The organism is Nostoc sp. ChiVER01 (genome assembly GCF_034531155.1).
Classification (GTDB): domain Bacteria; phylum Cyanobacteriota; class Cyanobacteriia; order Cyanobacteriales; family Nostocaceae; genus Nostoc.
On the sequence record NZ_JAVRBS010000012.1, the window covers coordinates 33,582 to 51,722 of the forward strand.

At 41.4% G+C, this 18,141-nt stretch carries 16 protein-coding genes; 4 read left to right on the forward strand and 12 right to left on the reverse strand.

The features are described 5' to 3' along the window. Positions 1–3: 3 nt before the first annotated feature. Entirely contained in the window at positions 4–777 is a 774-nt protein-coding gene (locus RMY00_RS17065) for a fumarylacetoacetate hydrolase family protein (protein ID WP_322648656.1), read from the reverse strand. Between the two features lie 379 nt (positions 778–1,156). Between RMY00_RS17065 and rpsF the strand changes: the two genes are divergently transcribed. Together rpsF and RMY00_RS17075 are read left to right on the forward strand one after the other, a co-directional pair. Next, on the forward strand, positions 1,157–1,513 hold the full coding sequence (rpsF, locus tag RMY00_RS17070; RefSeq protein ID WP_322648657.1) for a 30S ribosomal protein S6: 357 nt from the start codon (positions 1,157–1,159) through the stop codon (positions 1,511–1,513). A 217-nt stretch (positions 1,514–1,730) separates the two neighbouring features. Further along, positions 1,731–2,291: an Npun_F5560 family protein gene (locus RMY00_RS17075; protein ID WP_322648658.1), complete on the forward strand. Its 561-nt coding sequence runs from the start codon at positions 1,731–1,733 to the stop codon at positions 2,289–2,291. Between the two features lie 597 nt (positions 2,292–2,888). Here RMY00_RS17075 and RMY00_RS17080 read toward each other — a convergent pair. Beyond that, positions 2,889–3,242, reverse strand: a complete 354-nt coding sequence (locus tag RMY00_RS17080) for an STAS domain-containing protein (RefSeq protein ID WP_322648659.1) — start codon at positions 3,240–3,242, stop codon at positions 2,889–2,891. Between the two features lie 502 nt (positions 3,243–3,744). Between RMY00_RS17080 and RMY00_RS17085 the strand changes: the two genes are divergently transcribed. After that, entirely contained in the window at positions 3,745–4,377 is a 633-nt protein-coding gene (locus RMY00_RS17085; RefSeq protein WP_322648660.1) for a DedA family protein, read from the forward strand. A 142-nt stretch (positions 4,378–4,519) separates the two neighbouring features. Here the strand turns inward: RMY00_RS17085 and RMY00_RS17090 are convergent, their stop codons facing one another. The 5 genes from RMY00_RS17090 to RMY00_RS17110 form a co-directional block, all read right to left on the reverse strand. Then, positions 4,520–5,722, reverse strand: coding sequence for an argininosuccinate synthase (locus tag RMY00_RS17090; protein WP_322648661.1), 1,203 nt, complete (start codon positions 5,720–5,722; stop codon positions 4,520–4,522). A 280-nt stretch (positions 5,723–6,002) separates the two neighbouring features. Next, positions 6,003–6,506, reverse strand: a complete 504-nt coding sequence (locus tag RMY00_RS17095) for a PEP-CTERM sorting domain-containing protein (protein WP_322648662.1) — start codon at positions 6,504–6,506, stop codon at positions 6,003–6,005. A 127-nt stretch (positions 6,507–6,633) separates the two neighbouring features. Then, positions 6,634–8,595: an alkaline phosphatase gene (locus RMY00_RS17100; protein WP_322648663.1), complete on the reverse strand. Its 1,962-nt coding sequence runs from the start codon at positions 8,593–8,595 to the stop codon at positions 6,634–6,636. A 39-nt stretch (positions 8,596–8,634) separates the two neighbouring features. Continuing rightward, positions 8,635–8,871 (reverse strand): hypothetical protein, encoded by a 237-nt coding sequence (locus tag RMY00_RS17105; RefSeq protein ID WP_322648664.1) that lies wholly within the window; start codon positions 8,869–8,871, stop codon positions 8,635–8,637. A gap of 175 nt (positions 8,872–9,046) precedes the next feature. Beyond that, positions 9,047–10,039, reverse strand: coding sequence for a cation diffusion facilitator family transporter (locus RMY00_RS17110; RefSeq protein ID WP_322648665.1), 993 nt, complete (start codon positions 10,037–10,039; stop codon positions 9,047–9,049). Between the two features lie 383 nt (positions 10,040–10,422). On the opposite strand from RMY00_RS17110, the gene RMY00_RS17115 reads away from it, so the two are divergent. Next, a complete protein-coding gene (locus RMY00_RS17115) occupies positions 10,423–11,376 on the forward strand; it encodes a glycosyltransferase family 2 protein (RefSeq protein WP_322648666.1) in 954 nt (317 codons plus the stop codon). A gap of 537 nt (positions 11,377–11,913) precedes the next feature. On the opposite strand, the gene RMY00_RS17120 is transcribed toward RMY00_RS17115, so the two are convergent. The 5 genes from RMY00_RS17120 to rpsB form a co-directional block, all read right to left on the reverse strand. Next, positions 11,914–12,261 carry a hypothetical protein gene (locus RMY00_RS17120; protein ID WP_322648667.1) on the reverse strand — a complete coding sequence of 116 codons (348 nt, stop codon included), beginning with the start codon at positions 12,259–12,261 and terminating at the stop codon, positions 11,914–11,916. Positions 12,262–12,526: 265 nt separating this feature from the next. After that, on the reverse strand, positions 12,527–15,040 hold the full coding sequence (recG, locus tag RMY00_RS17125) for an ATP-dependent DNA helicase RecG (protein ID WP_322648668.1): 2,514 nt from the start codon (positions 15,038–15,040) through the stop codon (positions 12,527–12,529). A 70-nt stretch (positions 15,041–15,110) separates the two neighbouring features. After that, positions 15,111–15,947 (reverse strand): hypothetical protein, encoded by an 837-nt coding sequence (locus RMY00_RS17130; RefSeq protein WP_322648669.1) that lies wholly within the window; start codon positions 15,945–15,947, stop codon positions 15,111–15,113. A 219-nt stretch (positions 15,948–16,166) separates the two neighbouring features. Then, a complete protein-coding gene (tsf, locus tag RMY00_RS17135) occupies positions 16,167–17,111 on the reverse strand; it encodes a translation elongation factor Ts (protein ID WP_322648670.1) in 945 nt (314 codons plus the stop codon). Between the two features lie 217 nt (positions 17,112–17,328). Beyond that, positions 17,329–18,123, reverse strand: coding sequence for a 30S ribosomal protein S2 (gene rpsB / locus RMY00_RS17140; RefSeq protein ID WP_322648671.1), 795 nt, complete (start codon positions 18,121–18,123; stop codon positions 17,329–17,331). Positions 18,124–18,141 lie beyond the last annotated feature (18 nt).

Genomic DNA, 18,141 nt, shown 5'->3' on the forward strand with positions numbered 1-18,141 from the left:
AAATTAACGGGGCGCTACGGTGTTTTCCAGGCGACCAATACCTTCAATTTCGACGCGGACGCGATCGCCTGGATGCAATGGACTTACACCCTCCGGCGTACCTGTAAGCACCAAATCACCAGGTAGTAGCGTCATAACCTGACTGATATAAGAAACTAGAACATCGGGAGAAAACACCATCTGATCGATACAGGCAGATTGGACTGGATTGGCGTTGTCATTCACAAAAGTCTGCAATCTCGCTCCTGGATTTAATTCCCGCACGATCCAAGGCCCCAAGGGACAGAAAGTATCAAAACCTTTGGCTCGCGTCCATTGACCATCCCGTTTTTGTAAATCCCGCGCTGTTACGTCATTGGCGATGGTATAGCCCCAAATTTTCGTTTGGGCTACCTCTGGTGTACATTCAAAGGCGTAATCGCCAATTACTAATGCTAACTCTCCTTCGTAGTCAACTCTTTGTGACTGGCGAGGATACTTAATTTCTTTCTCAGATGGAATAATCGACGTGGGTGGCTTGAGAAAAATTAGTGGCTCAGAAGGGACTGGAGTTCCCATTTCTGCTGCATGATCTGCATAATTTTTACCCACTGCCACAATTTTTGAGGGAGCGCAGGGAGCCAAAATTTCGTAATTTTCTGGTGTCAAAGTTAAATCAGTGGGTTGTCCTTGTAACCAAGGCGGAGCATCTAGCACCTGCACATTCAGGGATACTTGTAGTAACCCATAGTAAACCTGTCCTTCTTGATTTTGAATTCGCACATAGCGTTGCGCCATAACCTTAATGAATATCCTTTTATCTGCTTTTTTGTTGCTGTGAGCGGGTAGCAATCATCAGTTAGCTTTTTGGCGAACCGATTGAGCTTTGAGCCTGAAAGCGATCGCTCGCTATAAGATATGTCCCAATACGTTGCGGTTAAGTGAGAGATTATTTTGGAATAAGCTAAAGAAATCTGGGGGTCGGGAAGCGACCTATTTTTCATTAAGGACATCCAAAAAATTTAAATTTCGGCGATTTGGCTAATGATTCAAATTTAAAACTGGTAAGATTATAGTTCCTTGTTGCTTCAGATGTTGATTAATACCGACATTTTGAATTAAAATAGGTATAAATTAGCACCAGCAGCCATTTCTGTCCATAAGGAGACTGAAAAATATGACTACTAGTTACGAAACAATGTACATTCTCCGCCCTGACCTGGGAGACGAACAGGTAGAGCAAGCAGTGACTAAATATCAGAACTTGCTTCGCGACCAAGGCGCCGAGGATATCCAAATTCAAAATCGTGGTAAGCGTCGTCTTGCTTATGAAATCAAAAAACACCGCGATGGCATCTACATCCAGTTAAATTACACTGCACCTGCAACTGCGATCACCCCCTTTGAACGCGCCATGCGTTTAAGTGAAGAAGTGATTCGCTATTTGACAGTCAAGCAGGAAGCCGAAGAGGAAAAACCTCCTAAAGAGGAAAAAGAAAGACCCACTAAAGTAGCTGCGCCTGCAACAGTGTAAAGGATAGGGAATAGGGAATAGGGGATAGGGATACGAGGAAGAAATAATTAATCCTCCATGCCCCATGCCCCATGCCCAATCCCATTCAATAAAATTTTGTTTTTTCTTTTTTCATGCTTGCTTGGGAATGCTACATTAACAAATACTTGCCAAAGGTAGTACTCCCGCAGTTATACCTAAGAGTGGACAAGATTCTGAATGGGAGCTGTAAGCTACTGTGAGCCAATCTGATACACCCAATATTCAAGTTCTCTCTACGGAAGTATCGCAACTACGCCAAGAATTGCAACTTCGTGATTCCTTAGTACAACAATTATCTCAAGAACTTTTCCGGCTGGTAAAGGGTAACACTAGTTTTATGCCCCAGCAGCCGGATCTTGAGCGCGATACGACCCAGTTACAGGCTTTGCAAGAACAACTCCAAGCTGTAGAGCAGCAGGTGGCGTTCTACCAAGAGCAAATTACAACTCGTGACTCCGAAATTTACCAATTGCGACAGTCAGTTCAAGAACTCACCGATCGCACTCGGATGTTGGAGCAGGTAGTGCAAGAGTTACCTCAAATTTATCGGCGGAAGTTTGAAGAACGAATGACGCCAGTGAGAGAAAAGGTAGCAATGCTACAACGGGAAAACCGCCAACTACAAGCAGAATTGCAAAGTGTGAGTTACCGTTTAGCACTCAAAACTCGCAATGCTAGTCACAGTGGCATTGATTTGCCAAATTTTCCCCGTCCAGTATCCGAAGAAACTAACATTTCAACTCCCCAGAACGCCTAAATTTATCATCATACTGGAAGCGAACAGGTAAAAAATTGCCATGAAAAACTATCTTGGATATATCCAACTAGTACACCAAGGCATTAACAATTCAAAATTCAAAATTAAAGACATTTCAGACGGAGATTTAAACCCTGACTGAAGCGGATGCTATATGTAAATGTAGGGTTCTTAAACCCTTTGATTTACAATAAATAAGAACTATGGAGTTATAAATAACACAAAAGCTGATAACATAACCTTTCTTACTTAAAGGGAAAGTTAGTCGCTTATGGGGGAAACCACTTCTCTACAAGACGCTTCGCGTTTGCGGAAGCCTCTCGCAGAGAAGGCCCTATACTCTCTTTTTAAGAGATGACCGCGTTAACTCACTACAAACTTGCCTATCCATCAATTTAATAGATGGATGGCTTCCAACAAGCAGGTTTATTCATCTGCCTATTAATATTACCTACGTCAAAGCCATGAGTTTCGCTCAACATTCTTCTCTAGAAAAAAAGAAAATTAGTCTGCTAGCACCAGACTGTTCTCTTTAAGAATATAAAAAAATGCAAATATTGCTTGACTCCACCATCCATCTATAGGTAGATTTATTATTTAGGCTGCTAGCATCAGACTTTTATCTTTAACGGTGGTAAAAATGTCTTCATAAGTGGGAAAAATTTCAAACACTGAATCTAGTTGGGTAAGTTCCAAAATTAACCGTACAGGAGCTTGCACGTTGCATAGAACCAAGCGACAACCACTCTGACGTGCAGCTTTCAACCCTTTTACTAAGGGGACTAATCCAGAACTGTCCATGAAATTAACTTCTGCTAAGTCGATAACCCAAAGTTGATGAGCTTGGGGTACTACTCTAGCCATTTGTTCACTCAAAGTCTTACCGCCTTCCAAATCTATGCTTGCTTGGGGTTTAAACAAAATAACTTGAAGTTCTTGTGTGAGAATCATGAATTTAACAGGGTAGTTGGAACACTTGAAAAAAATTGAAAAAAGACATTAATACCTTTTCTCTTTCACCAGCAAAATTACTGTTTTACCGTGGTATTTGGGCAAATAACAGTCGTGCAGTTGAGAAAGATTATTTCAGTATTCATGCCGTATAATTTGTGATAACTTTTATCAATATAGGCATAAACGCTTAACAATTTCGGTATCAACCGTATCTTTTACAAGATTTTTATCATTTGACTGGATATTTATAAATTTTTTATAAATATTTTAATTTGTTTGTAATAAATTATGAAATTGTGGTATCACCCTCTAAAAAATGCATAGTTAATAGCAAAAAATTAATAGTTGCTATAGATTTTAAGTTATGGATTATTCAGAATTAAACTAATGGCTCAATGGTAATGGCTCAATGGGTCTATCTGCGGTTTTAATTGACACCCCGCGCATAAACAAGCAAAGATATAATAAAAGTAAAAATTTGTAAAGACGGTGGTGCGGGATGTCTTTAGAGCTGATTTCACTAGAAAATATCCAAGGAGTCGCCCACACTTACGGGTATTGGGCAGTTTTTTTGGGAATTTTGCTAGAAAATTTAGGCATTCCCCTTCCTGGCGAAACCGTGACTTTAGTAGGCGGGTTTCTAGCTGGCAGCGATGAACTAAATTTCTGGCTGGTTCTCGGTAATGCAATTATGGGTGCTGTAATTGGCGGCACTTGTGGCTACTGGATTGGTAGAGCTAGCGGTTGGCCTTTTCTGGTAAAAGTTGCTAGCATACTTCGGATTTCTGAAGTGCGGCTGCTAACCATTAAAGAGCAATTTAGTCAAAATTCTGCTAAAGCAGTATTTTTTGGACGTTTTTTGGCATTGTTACGAGTTTTTGCTGCACCACTAGCTGGGATAGCTGAAATGCCCTTTGGGAAATTCTTTTTATACAACTTTTTAGGAGCAGTTGCTTGGGCTAGTTTGATGGTGACATTAGCTTTTTTTGCTGGCAGAATTGTTTCCTTAGAGCAATTGGTTGCTTGGGTAGGTCAATTTGCGATCGCAGCCTTACTGATTCTCGCTGCCTTAATTATTGTGCCTCTGTGGTTAGAGGCTCGCCAAGTTAAAGAAGCGAGTAGTGAAAAGTGAGAGTTAGGAGTTAGGAATTAGGAGTAAAGTAAAAAGTTATTTTTTTAATTTTTACTTTTGGATTTTGATTTTTTAACAGACGCGATTAATCGCGCCCCTACTCCTAATTCCTGTAAAGACGCGATTAATCGCGTCTCTACTTTTAACCTTTAATTTTCTGCGACCAAATGCGAGTCGGTAGCCCCCAAACGTAGATAAAGCCTTCAGCAGCTTTATGATCAAATTGGTCTTCGGCTCCGTAGGTTGCTAAATCGGGAGTATAGAGAGAATTATCACTCGAACGCCCAACTATCGTAGAGTTGCCTTTGAACAGCTTCACTCGGACAGTTCCAGAGACTTGCTCTTGTGTCTTTTGAATAAAGGCATCTAGGGCAACTTTGAGTGGGCTATACCACAAACCGTTGTAAACAATTTGGCTGTAAGTTTCTTCAATCCCACGCTTGTAATGGGTGACATCTGCCGTCAAAGTTAAGCTTTCTAAATCTCTATGCGCCTGAATTAGCACTAACATTGCAGGTGATTCGTAGATTTCCCGCGATTTAATCCCTACCAGACGGTTTTCGATCATGTCGATCCGTCCGATACCGTGATTTCCTACCGCCTGATTGAGTTCTTCAATTAGTTCAACTGGCTTTTTGGCTATACCGTTGAGGGTTGTCGGAATACCACTGTGGAAGCCAATTTCGATGTACTCTGGCTCATTGGGAGTATCCACGATCGCTTTGGTCATTTCATAAATTTCTTCTGGTGGCTCAAATGACGGATCTTCGAGTAAACCAGCTTCAATACTACGACCGAGCAAATTTTTATCAATGCTGTAGGGAGAGGATTTTTTGACTGGTGAGGGGATACCAAACCTTTCACCATAAGCGATGGTTTCCTCACGGCTCATGCCCCATTCTCTGGCTGGTGCGAGGATTTTTAGGTTGGGGTTTAAGGCAGTAACTGAGACATCAAAGCGAACCTGATCGTTACCTTTGCCAGTGCAACCGTGAGCGATCGCATCAGCACCATATTTTTCAGCCGTTTCTACTAATACCTTGGCAATCAGTGGACGAGCAAGGGCAGTTCCGAGAGGATAACGGCTTTCATAAAGGGCGTTGGCTTGAATCGCTCCAAAGGCGTAATCTTTAACGAAGCTGTCTTTGACATCCGCCACGAGGGATTCACTTGCACCCGATTTCAGAGCTTTTTCTCGAACTGGCTCTAATTCATCTCCCTGACCTAAATCTGCTGCTAAAGTAATCACCTCTTCTACACCCCACTCCTGTTTGAGGTAAGGGATACAAACGGAGGTATCTACTCCACCAGAATATGCCAGGACAACCTTTTTGGCGCGACCCATTAATTTCTCCAGTTAGGAAAACAAACAATGAGTCATTATTATATCTAAACAATCGATGTATATTTTATTCATGCAACAAGTAATAGATTAATTAACTGCAAACCTAGACATTACCGTTAATGTCTGATGCTAATAAAACGATGTAGCAATCCTAAATTATTATGTGAATGACATGATTCCCTAACTTTCTAGAAAAATTGGGAATTTGAGCTTTGAGATTTTATAAATTTAAAAATTTGCGGGGTGGATTATCCCACCCTGTTATTCTTGATAATTTGATTTAAGCTTTTGTGCTTGATGTTTGAGAAGATGCTATCTTTTTACTCAAGAACAAACTCAACCCAAATACAGACAATCCAAGCATTAAACTTGGCTCTGGAACACTGGTATAAGTGACGGTCTGAACACCCGTACTAGTTGAATCGTTCAGATTGATAAAATTTTCGCGGTAGACATTAAAATCGCTAGGTGTAAAATACAACCCTAATCCCACTTTATTAAAAATTTTTCCCGTTTTGTCGGTAAAAACTGACGCTAAAGGATCATCCGCTTCAGTGTATGACTGACCACCATAGCTAGCAGAAATCTTTAAACCTTCTGCGATCGTTACTTCTTGATCGCCTGCTGCTGCTTGGTTGAATGAAAAAGTGCCTGTGAGAGTTTTATCATCGTTAAAAAAATTATAAGTTACGGCTGCTTGAGCAGGGATAGTTTCCCCTAACGAAAAAATCAAAGCAGTTCCTACTGTTGCAGCTGCTAACTTCTTGAAGATAGAATCAGTCATTTTTTCCCTTGATAAAAGAACAGGTGCAATAATACCGCAATAGTTTTTTGAGACAGAGACGTGGTAATACACGTCTCTGCAAAAGAAAGCTTTTCAGTTAATATCTTACTGAAGCAGCGTATTCAATTTACGGACTTACGATCGCAGTTTTCATGGCTTGGAAGATATGACTTTGGTCAACCACGCCCCGAACACCAGGCACATTGTAAGTACCAGAACTATCTGTAATCTGGAAGCCTTGTCCTAGCGATCGCGTCAGAGTTGATGCGTAAGCACCCTGGTAGTAAACAGGTACAACGCGACGGCTATGGCTACCCCAGAGATATTTGTAATTTGGATCAGACCCCCAGAAGTGACCAGCATCAGTAGGATTATGCTTAACGAAGGTGATGTCCTTGGCGTTATACTTCAAGCCTTTAGCCTGATTTGGGTTAGGATTGGGAGTCAATTTAGAAGCAAAGTCATTATTCAGAGTCAGGTAATGGTCATGGTCAGCAGTAACCAATAGCAAGTTCTTGCTCCAACCACCATGATTCTCTACCCAACTAATAACTTGCTGGACTGCTTTATCAAAATCATTCATGGTTCCGATGAGGTTATCCATGTTGTTGTCATGAGCAGCCCAGTCGATATCGCCTCCCTCAACCATCAACCAGAAGCCATCTTTGTCTTTACCTAAAACGGTTAAAGCTGCTTTGGTCAAATCAGCTAAAGTTGGATTTTCATTAATTTCTCTAGCGATAAAGCTGGCATCAGTTTCACCAGGAGCCAGAGGACGAACAGTATCGGGTGCAGGAGCATTAGGAGCGATGGGATTACCAGCTGCATCAATAACAGGAACACAATCCCCAGCAGTACCAGTTATTATCTGACCTGATGGACAGGTATCCGGCGTTCCAGGCTTGACAACAGAGGTATACAGAGAGAAGTTGTCCAAACCTGTCAAACTATAATCTCCCTTAGAGGAACTAACAGGAATGTTGCCATTTTGTCCACGCGCACCATACAGACCAAATAATCTGCCTCCCTTGTTGGGGTCGATTTTAGCAGCCGTGTTTAGCAGTGTCTTAGCTGCATTAGGGCCACGTTCCAAAAAGGTATAGCCGTAACGATTGGACGTAGGATTATTCTTCAGATGCTGGTAGGTGTCTTCGGTAATGTACGTGTACTTAAAGACGCCTTCTGCTGTACTTGTACTTTCTTTATTTTCAAAATCTTTGGGATGACCGCCACCCAACAAAATATTGGGTTTAAAGTTTAGCAATGTCTGTTGCAAAATGCTGTCTTGGTTGGTTTTGCTGGGGTCGTAAGCACTATCGTACTTACTACGACGATTTACGAAAGAAGCCGCAGCACCAGGCGTTGCATGACTAACAGGTACGGAAGTTACCAAGCCTGTAGACTTACCTTTTTCTTTGGCAATTTCTAGGATGGTTTTCAACTTCTTCTCGTAAATGTCAACCCCCATCGCGTTGTTGAAGCTCTTTACTCCCGTATACAGAGTTGTAGCTGTGTTAGCAGAGTCGGGATAACTGTACTTGATGTAATCTTTGTCATAACTACCAGAATTAGCAGGGGTCAAAGGAACCCAAGGAACAGGGCCGCCTTTACTGATGTCATAACCCGCCAGATTACCATCCTCTAGGCTATTACCATCAGCTCGATTGCCAGGGTTAAAAGGAGTAGGCTTGAATGAGAAGTTGGGGCGAAGAGGACTTGCAGCAGTCACTGTATTTGACCCATCCAGAGCAGAGTTACCTGTTAGATGGGGCTGGTCTGTTGGATTGGCTGGTGTATTTCCCTGAATAGTTGTGCCGTAAGTAGTCACCAATCCATATCCACTGAGCTTTTGGAAGCTCAGACCTGAGCCTTTACCACTAGTGTAAAAAGGAGCGCCTTTGGCAACGGCTGCGGCCCGTGCCATATTCCAACCCATACCATCGCCAATCATGATAATTACGTTAACTCCATTACCAGCCGCCATAGTCGGCTGAAAAACAGAATTACCAACTACTAATAGAACGGTACAAAGCAAGCCAACCATCGTAAGGGCTAGAAATCGCTTGTACTTTTGCAAAAATGAAATCATTGCAGTGTGCCTTAAAGTTAATTGAGTAAGTTTTAGCTTTTAATACTGATAAAAATTTGGTTCTAGATGAGTAGCACCAAAGTCTAAGCCTGTAGCAGTCCCATTTGGCTGAGTATAGGCTGTAGCTTGACTTTGCTCAAAGGCGGTTGCTGGTTGTTGATTTGATGTTCCCAAGAACAACAAAGCTGCCATAACCAGACCGGATATAAACCAAGCTAAGGCGCGTTTATACTGTTTCAGTAATGAAATCATTTTGGATTTTTGAATGAGAGCCATGATTGGGAAACCTCTTAATGAATAACCGAGTTACAATCAGTGATTGTTATGCTTTGACAGTTAGAAAAATGCCAATAAGCATTATGTTTAAACAATCTTTAAAAACTAAATATAGGTAGAGTAAATTAGCACAATTTATTTGAAATTTATAGTAGCAATTAGAACAACTATGAATTTAGCTATGATTTTGGTTTAAATTAGTTTTACTTGCAGATAACATGAAAACTAAATCTTGGTTAAATAAAGGATGAATTGGTAACGCTGAAGGTTTTTGAGAGCTAGCTAGCTGTAAAGTTATCTCAGCAATATTAAAAGTTTTTCGGATGTGAGTTTCCAACTTAGTAAGTAAGCGATCGCGTTCCTGAATAGTTGCACATTTAACTGTCAAGTTGGCACAAAGCATTACCTTATCTAAGCTAATTGCCCAGATATGAAGTTTTTCTACTTCAACAACACCAGGAAAAGATTTGAGAGATATTTCCACATCAACAGGATCTATTGACTCCGGTGCATACTCCAAAAAAATCTTTAAACTTTCTTGCACTAAAGGTAAGGCACTCAAACCCGTAAAGATTGCAACGACTATACTAATGGCAACATCTGCCCACCACCAATCCCAAAGATGAACTACTAAAGCAGCTATAATAACGCCAACAGAACTAACAGTATCGGCGATGACATGAAGCAAAGCTCCCCGCAGGTTTAAGTCGTCGTGACTGTGCGGATGAAGCAAATTAATATTGAGCAGATTGATGATTAAACCTAATACTGCAATTGCTAACATTGGTAAGCCTAAAATTGCTGCTGGATGTTGCCAGCGTTGAATAGCTTCTAATATGATAAAAGTAGCGATCGCAAGTAAACCTAATCCATTCAAAAATGCTGCTAAAACTTCGATTCGCTGATGTCCAAACGTTGCTTTTTCCTTAGCTGGTTGCTGTGCTAAAAAACTAGCAAGTAGCGATATTGCTAAAGCTGTAATATCCGATAGTATGTGTCCTGCATCTGCCTGTAAGGATAAACTTTGACTCCATAAACCCACACTCCACTCAGCAACAAAAAAAATAGCAAGTAAACCTACTGTTATCCACAAAATTTTTGCTTTTTGGTAATTATTAACTACTTTTACAGAATTATCTGCACATCCACACCATTGAAGTGAAAGCATTACTCAAAAAACCTTTTTACAGTTTAAGTTACTTAAATGCATGAATTTTTATAAGTTTGTCCTAAAATATAATCAATAAAAATTAACAACAGGTTATATAGTGATTAATTAGAATTTATCAACTGTTATTATTTACTGAAAAATAATCTGGAAAAAAGTAATATCAATTAAGCATAAATACCTCTGTACCTGTTAAATAATCTTTAACGGACATAGAGAGATGTATAAATTTAAATGTTAATATAGTAAATTTATATACCTGCTTTTAGGTATTCAGCAAATATTGCATCATGGGCAGATTTACTATATTCCGTAACCAGAATTATGTAAGGAACAGTGACAGCGTCGCATCTGTCCTATCCTGGAGATAGATAAATTGTGTTGTGGGTGAGACTGTGTTTTTCAGCGTTGTGATACCGACTTATAATCGCCAACCGATTTTAGAAAAGTGCCTCCGCGCCTTGGAGGTACAGGAGTTGAGCCAGTTAAGTTCGGTTACTGATTACGAGATTGTCTTAGTGGATGATGGTTCTACTGATGGCACATTGGAGTGGTTAACAGCACACGAAGAGGAGTTTCCCCATGTGCGCTGGTTTGAGCAAGATCATGCTGGCCCGGCTGCGGCGAGGAATCTGGGTGTAGAACAGGCACTGGGAGATACAATTATCTTTATTGATAGCGATTTAGTGGTGTTGGAAAATTTCTTGCAAGCTCATGCAAAGGCGCTAGTGCAGGGAAAGGAGAAATTAGGGAGCGATCGCTTTTTCACTTACGGTGCAGTTATTAATACTTGTAATTTCAATAACCCAACTGCTGAACCCTACAAAGTCACAGATTTTTCAGCAGCTTTTTTTGCTACGGGAAATGTAGCAATTTCTAAATATTGGCTAGAGAAAGCCGGACTTTTTGACACTAGCTTTCAACTCTATGGCTGGGAAGATTTAGAATTAGGTGTACGGCTGAAAAAACTAGGTTTGACACTAATTAAATGTCCCGAAGCCGTAGGATATCACTGGCATCCAGCATTTAAATTAGAACAAATTCCTCGATTGATTGACCAAGAAATTCAACGCGGACGTATGGGAGTTTTGTTTTATCAAAAGCATCCCACATGGGAAGTGCGAATGATGATTCAAATGACTTGGTTGCATCGCTTACTTTGGGGAATTTTGTCACTCAATGGCGCAGTTAATGAACGCACAATGGCTCCATTATTGCAATGGCTAATTAATTTAGGTAAACCGCAATTAGCTTTAGAAATTGCCCGAATTTTTCTCAACTGGTACAACGTGAAAGGTGTTTATCAAGCTTATGCCGAAATGCAACAAGTATCGTGATTGAATAGTGAGGAGTGCAGAGCTAGGTCTAATACCATTTCCAAAAAACTTTGCAACAGATGAATCGGTTGTAAGGGCGCTATATGGTTTGTCGTATATTTTTATATAAGTTATTAACAGTAATATTAGGTACAGTCTAATAGCTCACTCAAAAGCGATCGCACAATTTAGGGAAACTATTTCTTGGGACAGGGAGCTATTGGTCTACTTTTGGACTGTACAGCCCTTATTAGAGATAAAAATCTGAAATTATAAATAGTGCCTACTAAATACTTGTAGTGATTTGACAAAGTACTAATAAGTTTATAGAGATTTTTATGAATATTTTGAAGAATATTATTGCTGTCCTAGCCGCTATAACTCTCTTACTGGGCGATTTTACACCCTGATTTTATTTCTGTAGCTGTAAGCGTATCGCCTATGGGTGTACGTTATTTGCTGCAAACATCTAAGGATAAAGAGGATACTAAATAACTTAAGTTTGACCGTAGGTACTCTTACACGCTACCTGTGGTCGTTAACTCTTACCATCGCATCTCAAGAATTATTTCTGATCAACTGCAACAATATTGACTCAAGACTTTGTAATGCAGCGTTTGTGGTGCGCTGATGTTCTTCAAAATTACGTTGATGTTGTTCATGGCTATCACGTAATTCAAGTAACACATCATCCAAAATCGCACTAAGACCCAAAACACGGTCAACGTTACTGGTTAGCTCTCTCATTTCTTGGCTTAGTTCATCCAGTTGTGCCTGTGTGTTAGCTTGTCTAATGGTTAAATTATCTAATTGTTCTTGTGTACTAGTTTGTCTTTGTGCCAACCCCAAGATTATTTGTTCAATACGATCTATCCGGTTAGGGAAATATTCGGGTGTATCAGTCATTTTTCTTGTGTTGAACTTCTACAATTTTACTTTCTCCTTTGATTCAATATCCTCAAACACCGATAAATATTGTTTTTAGGGCGGCGTGATAGTTAAATTATTTTATCGCTAGCACTACAAACCTGATACGAATAACGCGATTTTCTACTGAGATAACCTCACTAAATCACAATTCCCCAAAGCGATCGCTACAGGGAATCAAAGAGTTATGCGGGTTAGAGGATGGTTAAGGCGGGTTAGTCCTCTACTTCAGAATTATTATATATTATGTCAAAATTGCCCCACCCATCAATCGCTCATACCGATACTTCAACTCTTCTTTCATCAAATACCAACGCTCTAAAGTAACATCCATCTCTATTATTTTCTCTGCTGCTTGTCGCGCTAAAAGTAAAACTTCTTCATCTTCAACCAAACTTGCCAATGTAAAATCTGGCACTCCTGATTGACGAGTTCCCAGTACTTGCCCAGGCCCACGAAAACGCATATCCATTTCAGAGATGAAAAAGCCATCCTGAGATTGTTCCAACACCTTTAACCGTTGTTGAGCATCAGGGCTTCTGGAACTGCTCATCAACAAACAGTAAGACTGAGCTGCACCACGACCAACACGCCCCCGCAATTGGTGAAGTTGCGATAAGCCAAATCGCTCCGCATTTTCAATGAGCATTACTGTGGCATTAGGTACGTCTACACCAACTTCAACAACGGTAGTAGAAACCAAAATTTGTGTTTGGTTATCACGAAATTTGGTAATTGCTTCATCCTTATCGGCTGAACTCATGCGACCGTGTAGCAGCCCTACTTGAAAGTCAGGAAAAACGCTTTCTTGTAACTTTTGATGCTCATCTACAGCCGATCGCAGATCCAGTTTTTCTGATTCTTCTACCAAGGGCAAAACCACATAAACTTGTCTACCTTGGGCAATTTCTCGGCGCATGAGGTCGTAAGCATGGTTGCGTTGCTGACCCGATAGTACTGTTGTCTGAATCTTTTGTCGTCCTGGTGGTAACTCATCAATCTGGCTTACATCCAAATCCCCGTGTATCGTCAGTGCTAAGGTTCTAGGAATCGGCGTAGCTGTCATAGTCAACACATGGGGTTGTTCACCTTTTTGCTGCAAACGCGCCCGTTGTTCTACTCCAAAGCGGTGCTGTTCATCAATCACCACTAACCCGAGTTGATGGAAGTTTACGGGGTCTTGAATCAAGGCATGGGTTCCCACTAACAGAGGTAATTCACCAGTTCCTAACTGAGAATGTATTAGTCTTCGTTTAGCAGTTTTAGTAGAACCTGTCAGTAATTCTACTGGTAAATGCAAGAGGTTAAACCAGCTAACTAACTTGCGATAATGTTGTTCTGCCAAAACTTCTGTGGGAGCCATCAGCGCCGCTTGATAGCCAGATTGAATTGCTGCGAGGATAGCCAGCACAGCAACGACCGTTTTACCAGAACCGACATCACCTTGCACCAAACGATTCATTGGTACGGGTTTCTGTAAATCGTTGAGAATGTCGTTAAGGACTCGTTGCTGTGCGCCAGTAAGTTGAAAAGGCAGTATTTCGTGGAATTTTTCTACAAGTTGACCGCGTGGAACCAGGATGGCGCTGGTTTGAATAGCCCTTGCTTGCTGTTGACGTTGTAGTAATCCAAGTTGTAAGTAGAAAAATTCATCAAAAACTAGGCGACGACGGGCAACTTGCAGAGCGGCGCTATCACTAGGAAAATGAATGTTAGCGATCGCATCTTTCAATTCCATCAAACCATACTTTTGTCGCAAACCACTTGGTAAAGGGTCTTTCAGGTTAGCCGCAGCAGGTAAAGCAGCTATTACCGCCTGTCGCACTGTATTTGCTACCACTCCTTCAGTTAGTCCATAAATTGGTACTACTCGCCCAATATTCAAGGACTCAATCGAATCTCCTGGATTTGCCAAAACCTCTAGTTCTGGATTATCCAGTGTTAAACCGTATTTACTTTCTTTTACCAACCCACACGCCGCCAAAATGCTACCTACTGGATAACGGCGTTTTAAACTTTCTTGCCAAGCGCGACTGCTAAAACGTGTACCTGCGTAAAAACGACCAATTTTGATTTGACCACTATTATCTTTTACTACCAGTTCTAAAATTGATAATTTCTGATTTTTAGGGCTAGTAAAGCAGTTGCAACGCTTTACTGTAGCCACTATTGTCACCGTCTCACCCGCTTGTAACTCGCGGATATTCACCTGACGCGCATAATCAATATGGTCACGAGGATAGTAGAAAAGCAAGTCGCGGACGGTGTGTAAACCAAGCCGTGCTAAATTATCAGCTTTTTTAAAACCTATTTCTGGTAAATCGCTGAGTTTTTGGTCAATGTTCGGTGCAAGCCTCCGACTCACCTCAGTGATAATTTTAGATTTTGGGTCGCGCCTTTGATGCGCTGGAAGCGCAACTTGGATTTTGGATTGATAAATTCTCCCCTGCTCCCCTGCTCCCCTGCTCCCCTGCTCCCCCTGCTCTTCTTTCTGTAGTTGAGAGAGATACCTACGAGTCTCTGCTACTAAATGTTGTCTTTCTTCCAATGCTAGATGTGGATAACTAGCAAATTGCACCGCTAGTCCTTGCCAACGGCGGCGTTCAGTTTGGGGTAAGCCTGTTGGGAATTTGCCCAAAGTTAGACTAAGAAATTCACTAAAGCGGTATTCTCTGCCCATCAAGTCTGTAAAGCCGCGTTCAGCTTCTATTGCCAAGGCTTTGTGCAATCGTATCCAATCTGGTTTTTCATTAGTCATTGGTCAATAGACATGGGAGTGAGGAGTTAGGAATAAATTACTCATAACTCATAATTCATAACTCATAACTTTATTCAAACCAACTAGCACGCCATGCAGCTTCAGCTTCCGCGATCGCTCTTTCTCGATGTTTCTTTTGATACTCTCGTCCTAACTTGTTTAGCTGAACTAAAATACTGCGGATTTGCTTGCGCTCAGAAGAGAGTGCCACATCAGCAAATTCAATTTCTCCTAATCGCAGGTTAATAGCCATAACTTGCGTCAGTCCAGAATCTTCTGACTGCTGCTCATTTTCAATTTCAATTACTAAGTTTAATAAGTTGGGTGGCCCTGGCATTACCTCAGCAGATGCTTCTGATGCAGCAGCAGCTGCTGCTGCTAAAATCGGTTCTGGTAATTTTTTAGGTAATACCCCAGATTTTTGTATTAAAACATTAGCATCATGCGAAAGTTTTTTCAGTATCTCTTGCGTAACCTCTTCTAAGTTCTGTTGCCATTTTACTAGTTCTATAGGATTAGAAGTGTCAGCAGTGAAAGACTGAGAATTAGAGGTATCCAGAAGTCCAGAAGATAAAAAGGATGTTACTTTCTCATCTCCCTCATCCCCATCATCTTCCCCAACTTCCTGACTTTGAATACAAGCAAGCAATTTATCCCCTGCCACTTGCCCCAAGTTGCGGATAGCTTGTTGCAATTGCTGACGCTGATTCAATGATAAATTCAGAAAGTTTTCAGGATACCCCTGAGTACAAAGGTGGTAACTTGCCAGAATCAACTGTTTTCGTACAGCTAGCGCCAAGGTGTTTAAATAACTAGCATAAGCGTTTTGTAATTCTACTGCGATCGCTCGAATCGCTTCTTTTATTCCTGCAATATCCCGTTCAATTCGCTCGATTGCTCTTGCCATATCTTTTTGTTCTTGCCCATGTGAACTATTACATAGTACAAATGTACAAATTTATTTTAGGATAACTTTCCAGAGGATTTTATATTTTAAATTAAATGCGATATTTCGCGTCTCTACTAATAAAATACAGGTCAGGCTATTTGCTTGACCTGTTTAATAAAGAGTCATTTGTCCTTTGTCTTTGCTAAAGACTAATGACTAATGACCAATGACTAAGTATTACTTAGTACCCATTTGTGCGGCGACTTCATCAGCAAAGCTAATTTCTTGCTTTTCAATGCCTTCGCCCAGTATATAGCGGACAAAGCGGGTCACTTGAATCTCTCCGCCTAATTGCGCCTTCACTTGCTTCACCAAGTCTTCCACGGAAATACTTTGATCGCGAATGTAAGGTTGATCGAGCAAGGTCAATTCTTTCAGGCGTTTTTCAATCCGTCCCTGAACAATTTTTTCTTTGATGTTATCTGGCTTGTTCGCCAAATCATCCTTGCCCATTTCAATATCTTTTTCCTTTTGGGCAACTTCGGCGGGGATTTGGTCTACACTGACATACTCGACATTTGGACAAGCGGCAACTTGCATTGCAGTGTTCCGTGCCAAGTTTTGGAACTCTTGATTGGTAGCCACCGACTCACTTTGAGAACCCAGTTCTACCAATACACCAACTCGACCGCCAGTGTGAATGTAGCTGTCTACTACACCTTGTGTGCCTTCTGCTAGGGCAAAATTGACAAAGCGACGCACTTGGATATTTTCACCGAGCGTGGCAATGGTTTGCTTGATGAATTCTTCTACAGTCCCACTTTCATTTTCAATATAGGGTTGAGCCAACAAAGACTCAACACTATCAGCAGTTGCTGCTTGCTTGGCTAGATTCTTAACTAAAGCTTTAAAAGCCTCGTTACGAGCAACAAAGTCGGTTTGGCAGTTCACTTCTATGAGTACACCCACTCGACCACCGGGCTGAATGTAAGTGTCTACTAGCCCTTCTGCCGCAACGCGATCGCTTTTTCCCCCTGCCTTAGAGATGCCTTTTTTCCGTAGCCAGTCTATGGCTTCTTCTACGTTGCCATTAGTCTCTATCAGCGCCTTTTTGCAGTCCATCATGCCGGCACCAGTTTTTTGGCGTAGCTCTTGGACGAGTTTTGCAGATATTTCCGCCATGTTGCCTCAATTCCTAACTTGACCTCGAGTTGTAATCGCTCACGGGTGTTGAGTATTTCTATCTTACTCAGGGGTGGGGTAGAAAAAATAATGAAGTTATAAGGTATGAGTTTTTTCGCCTTTACCTTAACCTAAGATTTACCGCAGGCTAGGGCGGCTTGCTGCTACTGTGCCAGCTACCGCCCTCCTTCGGATACTTCCTTCACCCCTGCTTTATTTATTCTTCTGTTTCTTCGTCGGGAATTACGGCGTCAGTATATTCGGTTTCTTCATAGTCATCGTCATACTCACTGCCGTCGTAATCTTCGTAATCATCTTCAGCCTCAAGCTGACCGTGACGACCTTCATAAATGGCATCCGCCAATTTTCCGACTATCAGCTTAATTGACCTGATAGCATCGTCGTTTGCCGGAATGGGGATATCTACTACATCTGGGTCACAGTTTGTATCCAGCATGGACACAATGGGAATATTCAGCTTTTGGCATTCTTGAACTGCGTTATATTCCCGACGTTGGTCTACAATCACCACGATATCGGGTACTTTCCGCATTGTTTTAATGCCGCCCAAATATTTTTGGAGCTTCGTCATTTCCCGACGTAGCATTGATGCTTCTTTTTTCGGTAATAAATCTAGTGCGCCAGTTTCTTCACGGCGTTCTAAATCTTTTAGACGGTCTACCCGTGTTTTGATGGTTGCCCAATTGGTCAGCATTCCACCCAACCAGCGTTGGTTAATATAGTGGGAACCACAACGGGTAGCTTCTTGGGCAATAATTCCAGCTGCTTGGCGCTTGGTGCCGACAAAAAGAAATTTCTTCCCTTGTTCTGCGTGCGATCGCATGTAGTTGTAGGCATTATCCATCAACTGGGCAGTTTGCACCAAGTCGATAATATGCACACCATTGCGGGAAGTATAAATGTAAGGAGACATTTTTGGGTTCCAACGCCGGGTCTGATGCCCAAAGTGAACCCCTGACTCCATCATTTGAGCCAATGAAACTACTGGCATATATTTTTTAACTCCGAT

Bases quoted from the DNA above. Each gene is read 5' to 3' on its own strand.
- RMY00_RS17065 (WP_322648656.1), bottom strand. From the start codon at position 777: ATGGCGCAACGCTATGTGCGAATTCAAAATCAAGAAGGACAGGTTTAC.
- rpsF (WP_322648657.1), top strand. From the start codon at position 1,157: ATGACTACTAGTTACGAAACAATGTACATTCTCCGCCCTGACCTGGGA.
- RMY00_RS17080 (WP_322648659.1), bottom strand. From the start codon at position 3,242: ATGATTCTCACACAAGAACTTCAAGTTATTTTGTTTAAACCCCAAGCA.
- RMY00_RS17085 (WP_322648660.1), top strand. From the start codon at position 3,745: ATGTCTTTAGAGCTGATTTCACTAGAAAATATCCAAGGAGTCGCCCAC.
- RMY00_RS17090 (WP_322648661.1), bottom strand. From the start codon at position 5,722: ATGGGTCGCGCCAAAAAGGTTGTCCTGGCATATTCTGGTGGAGTAGAT.
- RMY00_RS17095 (WP_322648662.1), bottom strand. From the start codon at position 6,506: ATGACTGATTCTATCTTCAAGAAGTTAGCAGCTGCAACAGTAGGAACT.
- RMY00_RS17100 (WP_322648663.1), bottom strand. From the start codon at position 8,595: ATGATTTCATTTTTGCAAAAGTACAAGCGATTTCTAGCCCTTACGATG.
- RMY00_RS17105 (WP_322648664.1), bottom strand. From the start codon at position 8,871: ATGGCTCTCATTCAAAAATCCAAAATGATTTCATTACTGAAACAGTAT.
- RMY00_RS17110 (WP_322648665.1), bottom strand. From the start codon at position 10,039: ATGCTTTCACTTCAATGGTGTGGATGTGCAGATAATTCTGTAAAAGTA.
- RMY00_RS17120 (WP_322648667.1), bottom strand. From the start codon at position 12,261: ATGACTGATACACCCGAATATTTCCCTAACCGGATAGATCGTATTGAA.
- recG (WP_322648668.1), bottom strand. From the start codon at position 15,040: ATGACTAATGAAAAACCAGATTGGATACGATTGCACAAAGCCTTGGCA.
- RMY00_RS17130 (WP_322648669.1), bottom strand. From the start codon at position 15,947: ATGGCAAGAGCAATCGAGCGAATTGAACGGGATATTGCAGGAATAAAA.
- tsf (WP_322648670.1), bottom strand. From the start codon at position 17,111: ATGGCGGAAATATCTGCAAAACTCGTCCAAGAGCTACGCCAAAAAACT.
- rpsB (WP_322648671.1), bottom strand. From the start codon at position 18,123: ATGCCAGTAGTTTCATTGGCTCAAATGATGGAGTCAGGGGTTCACTTT.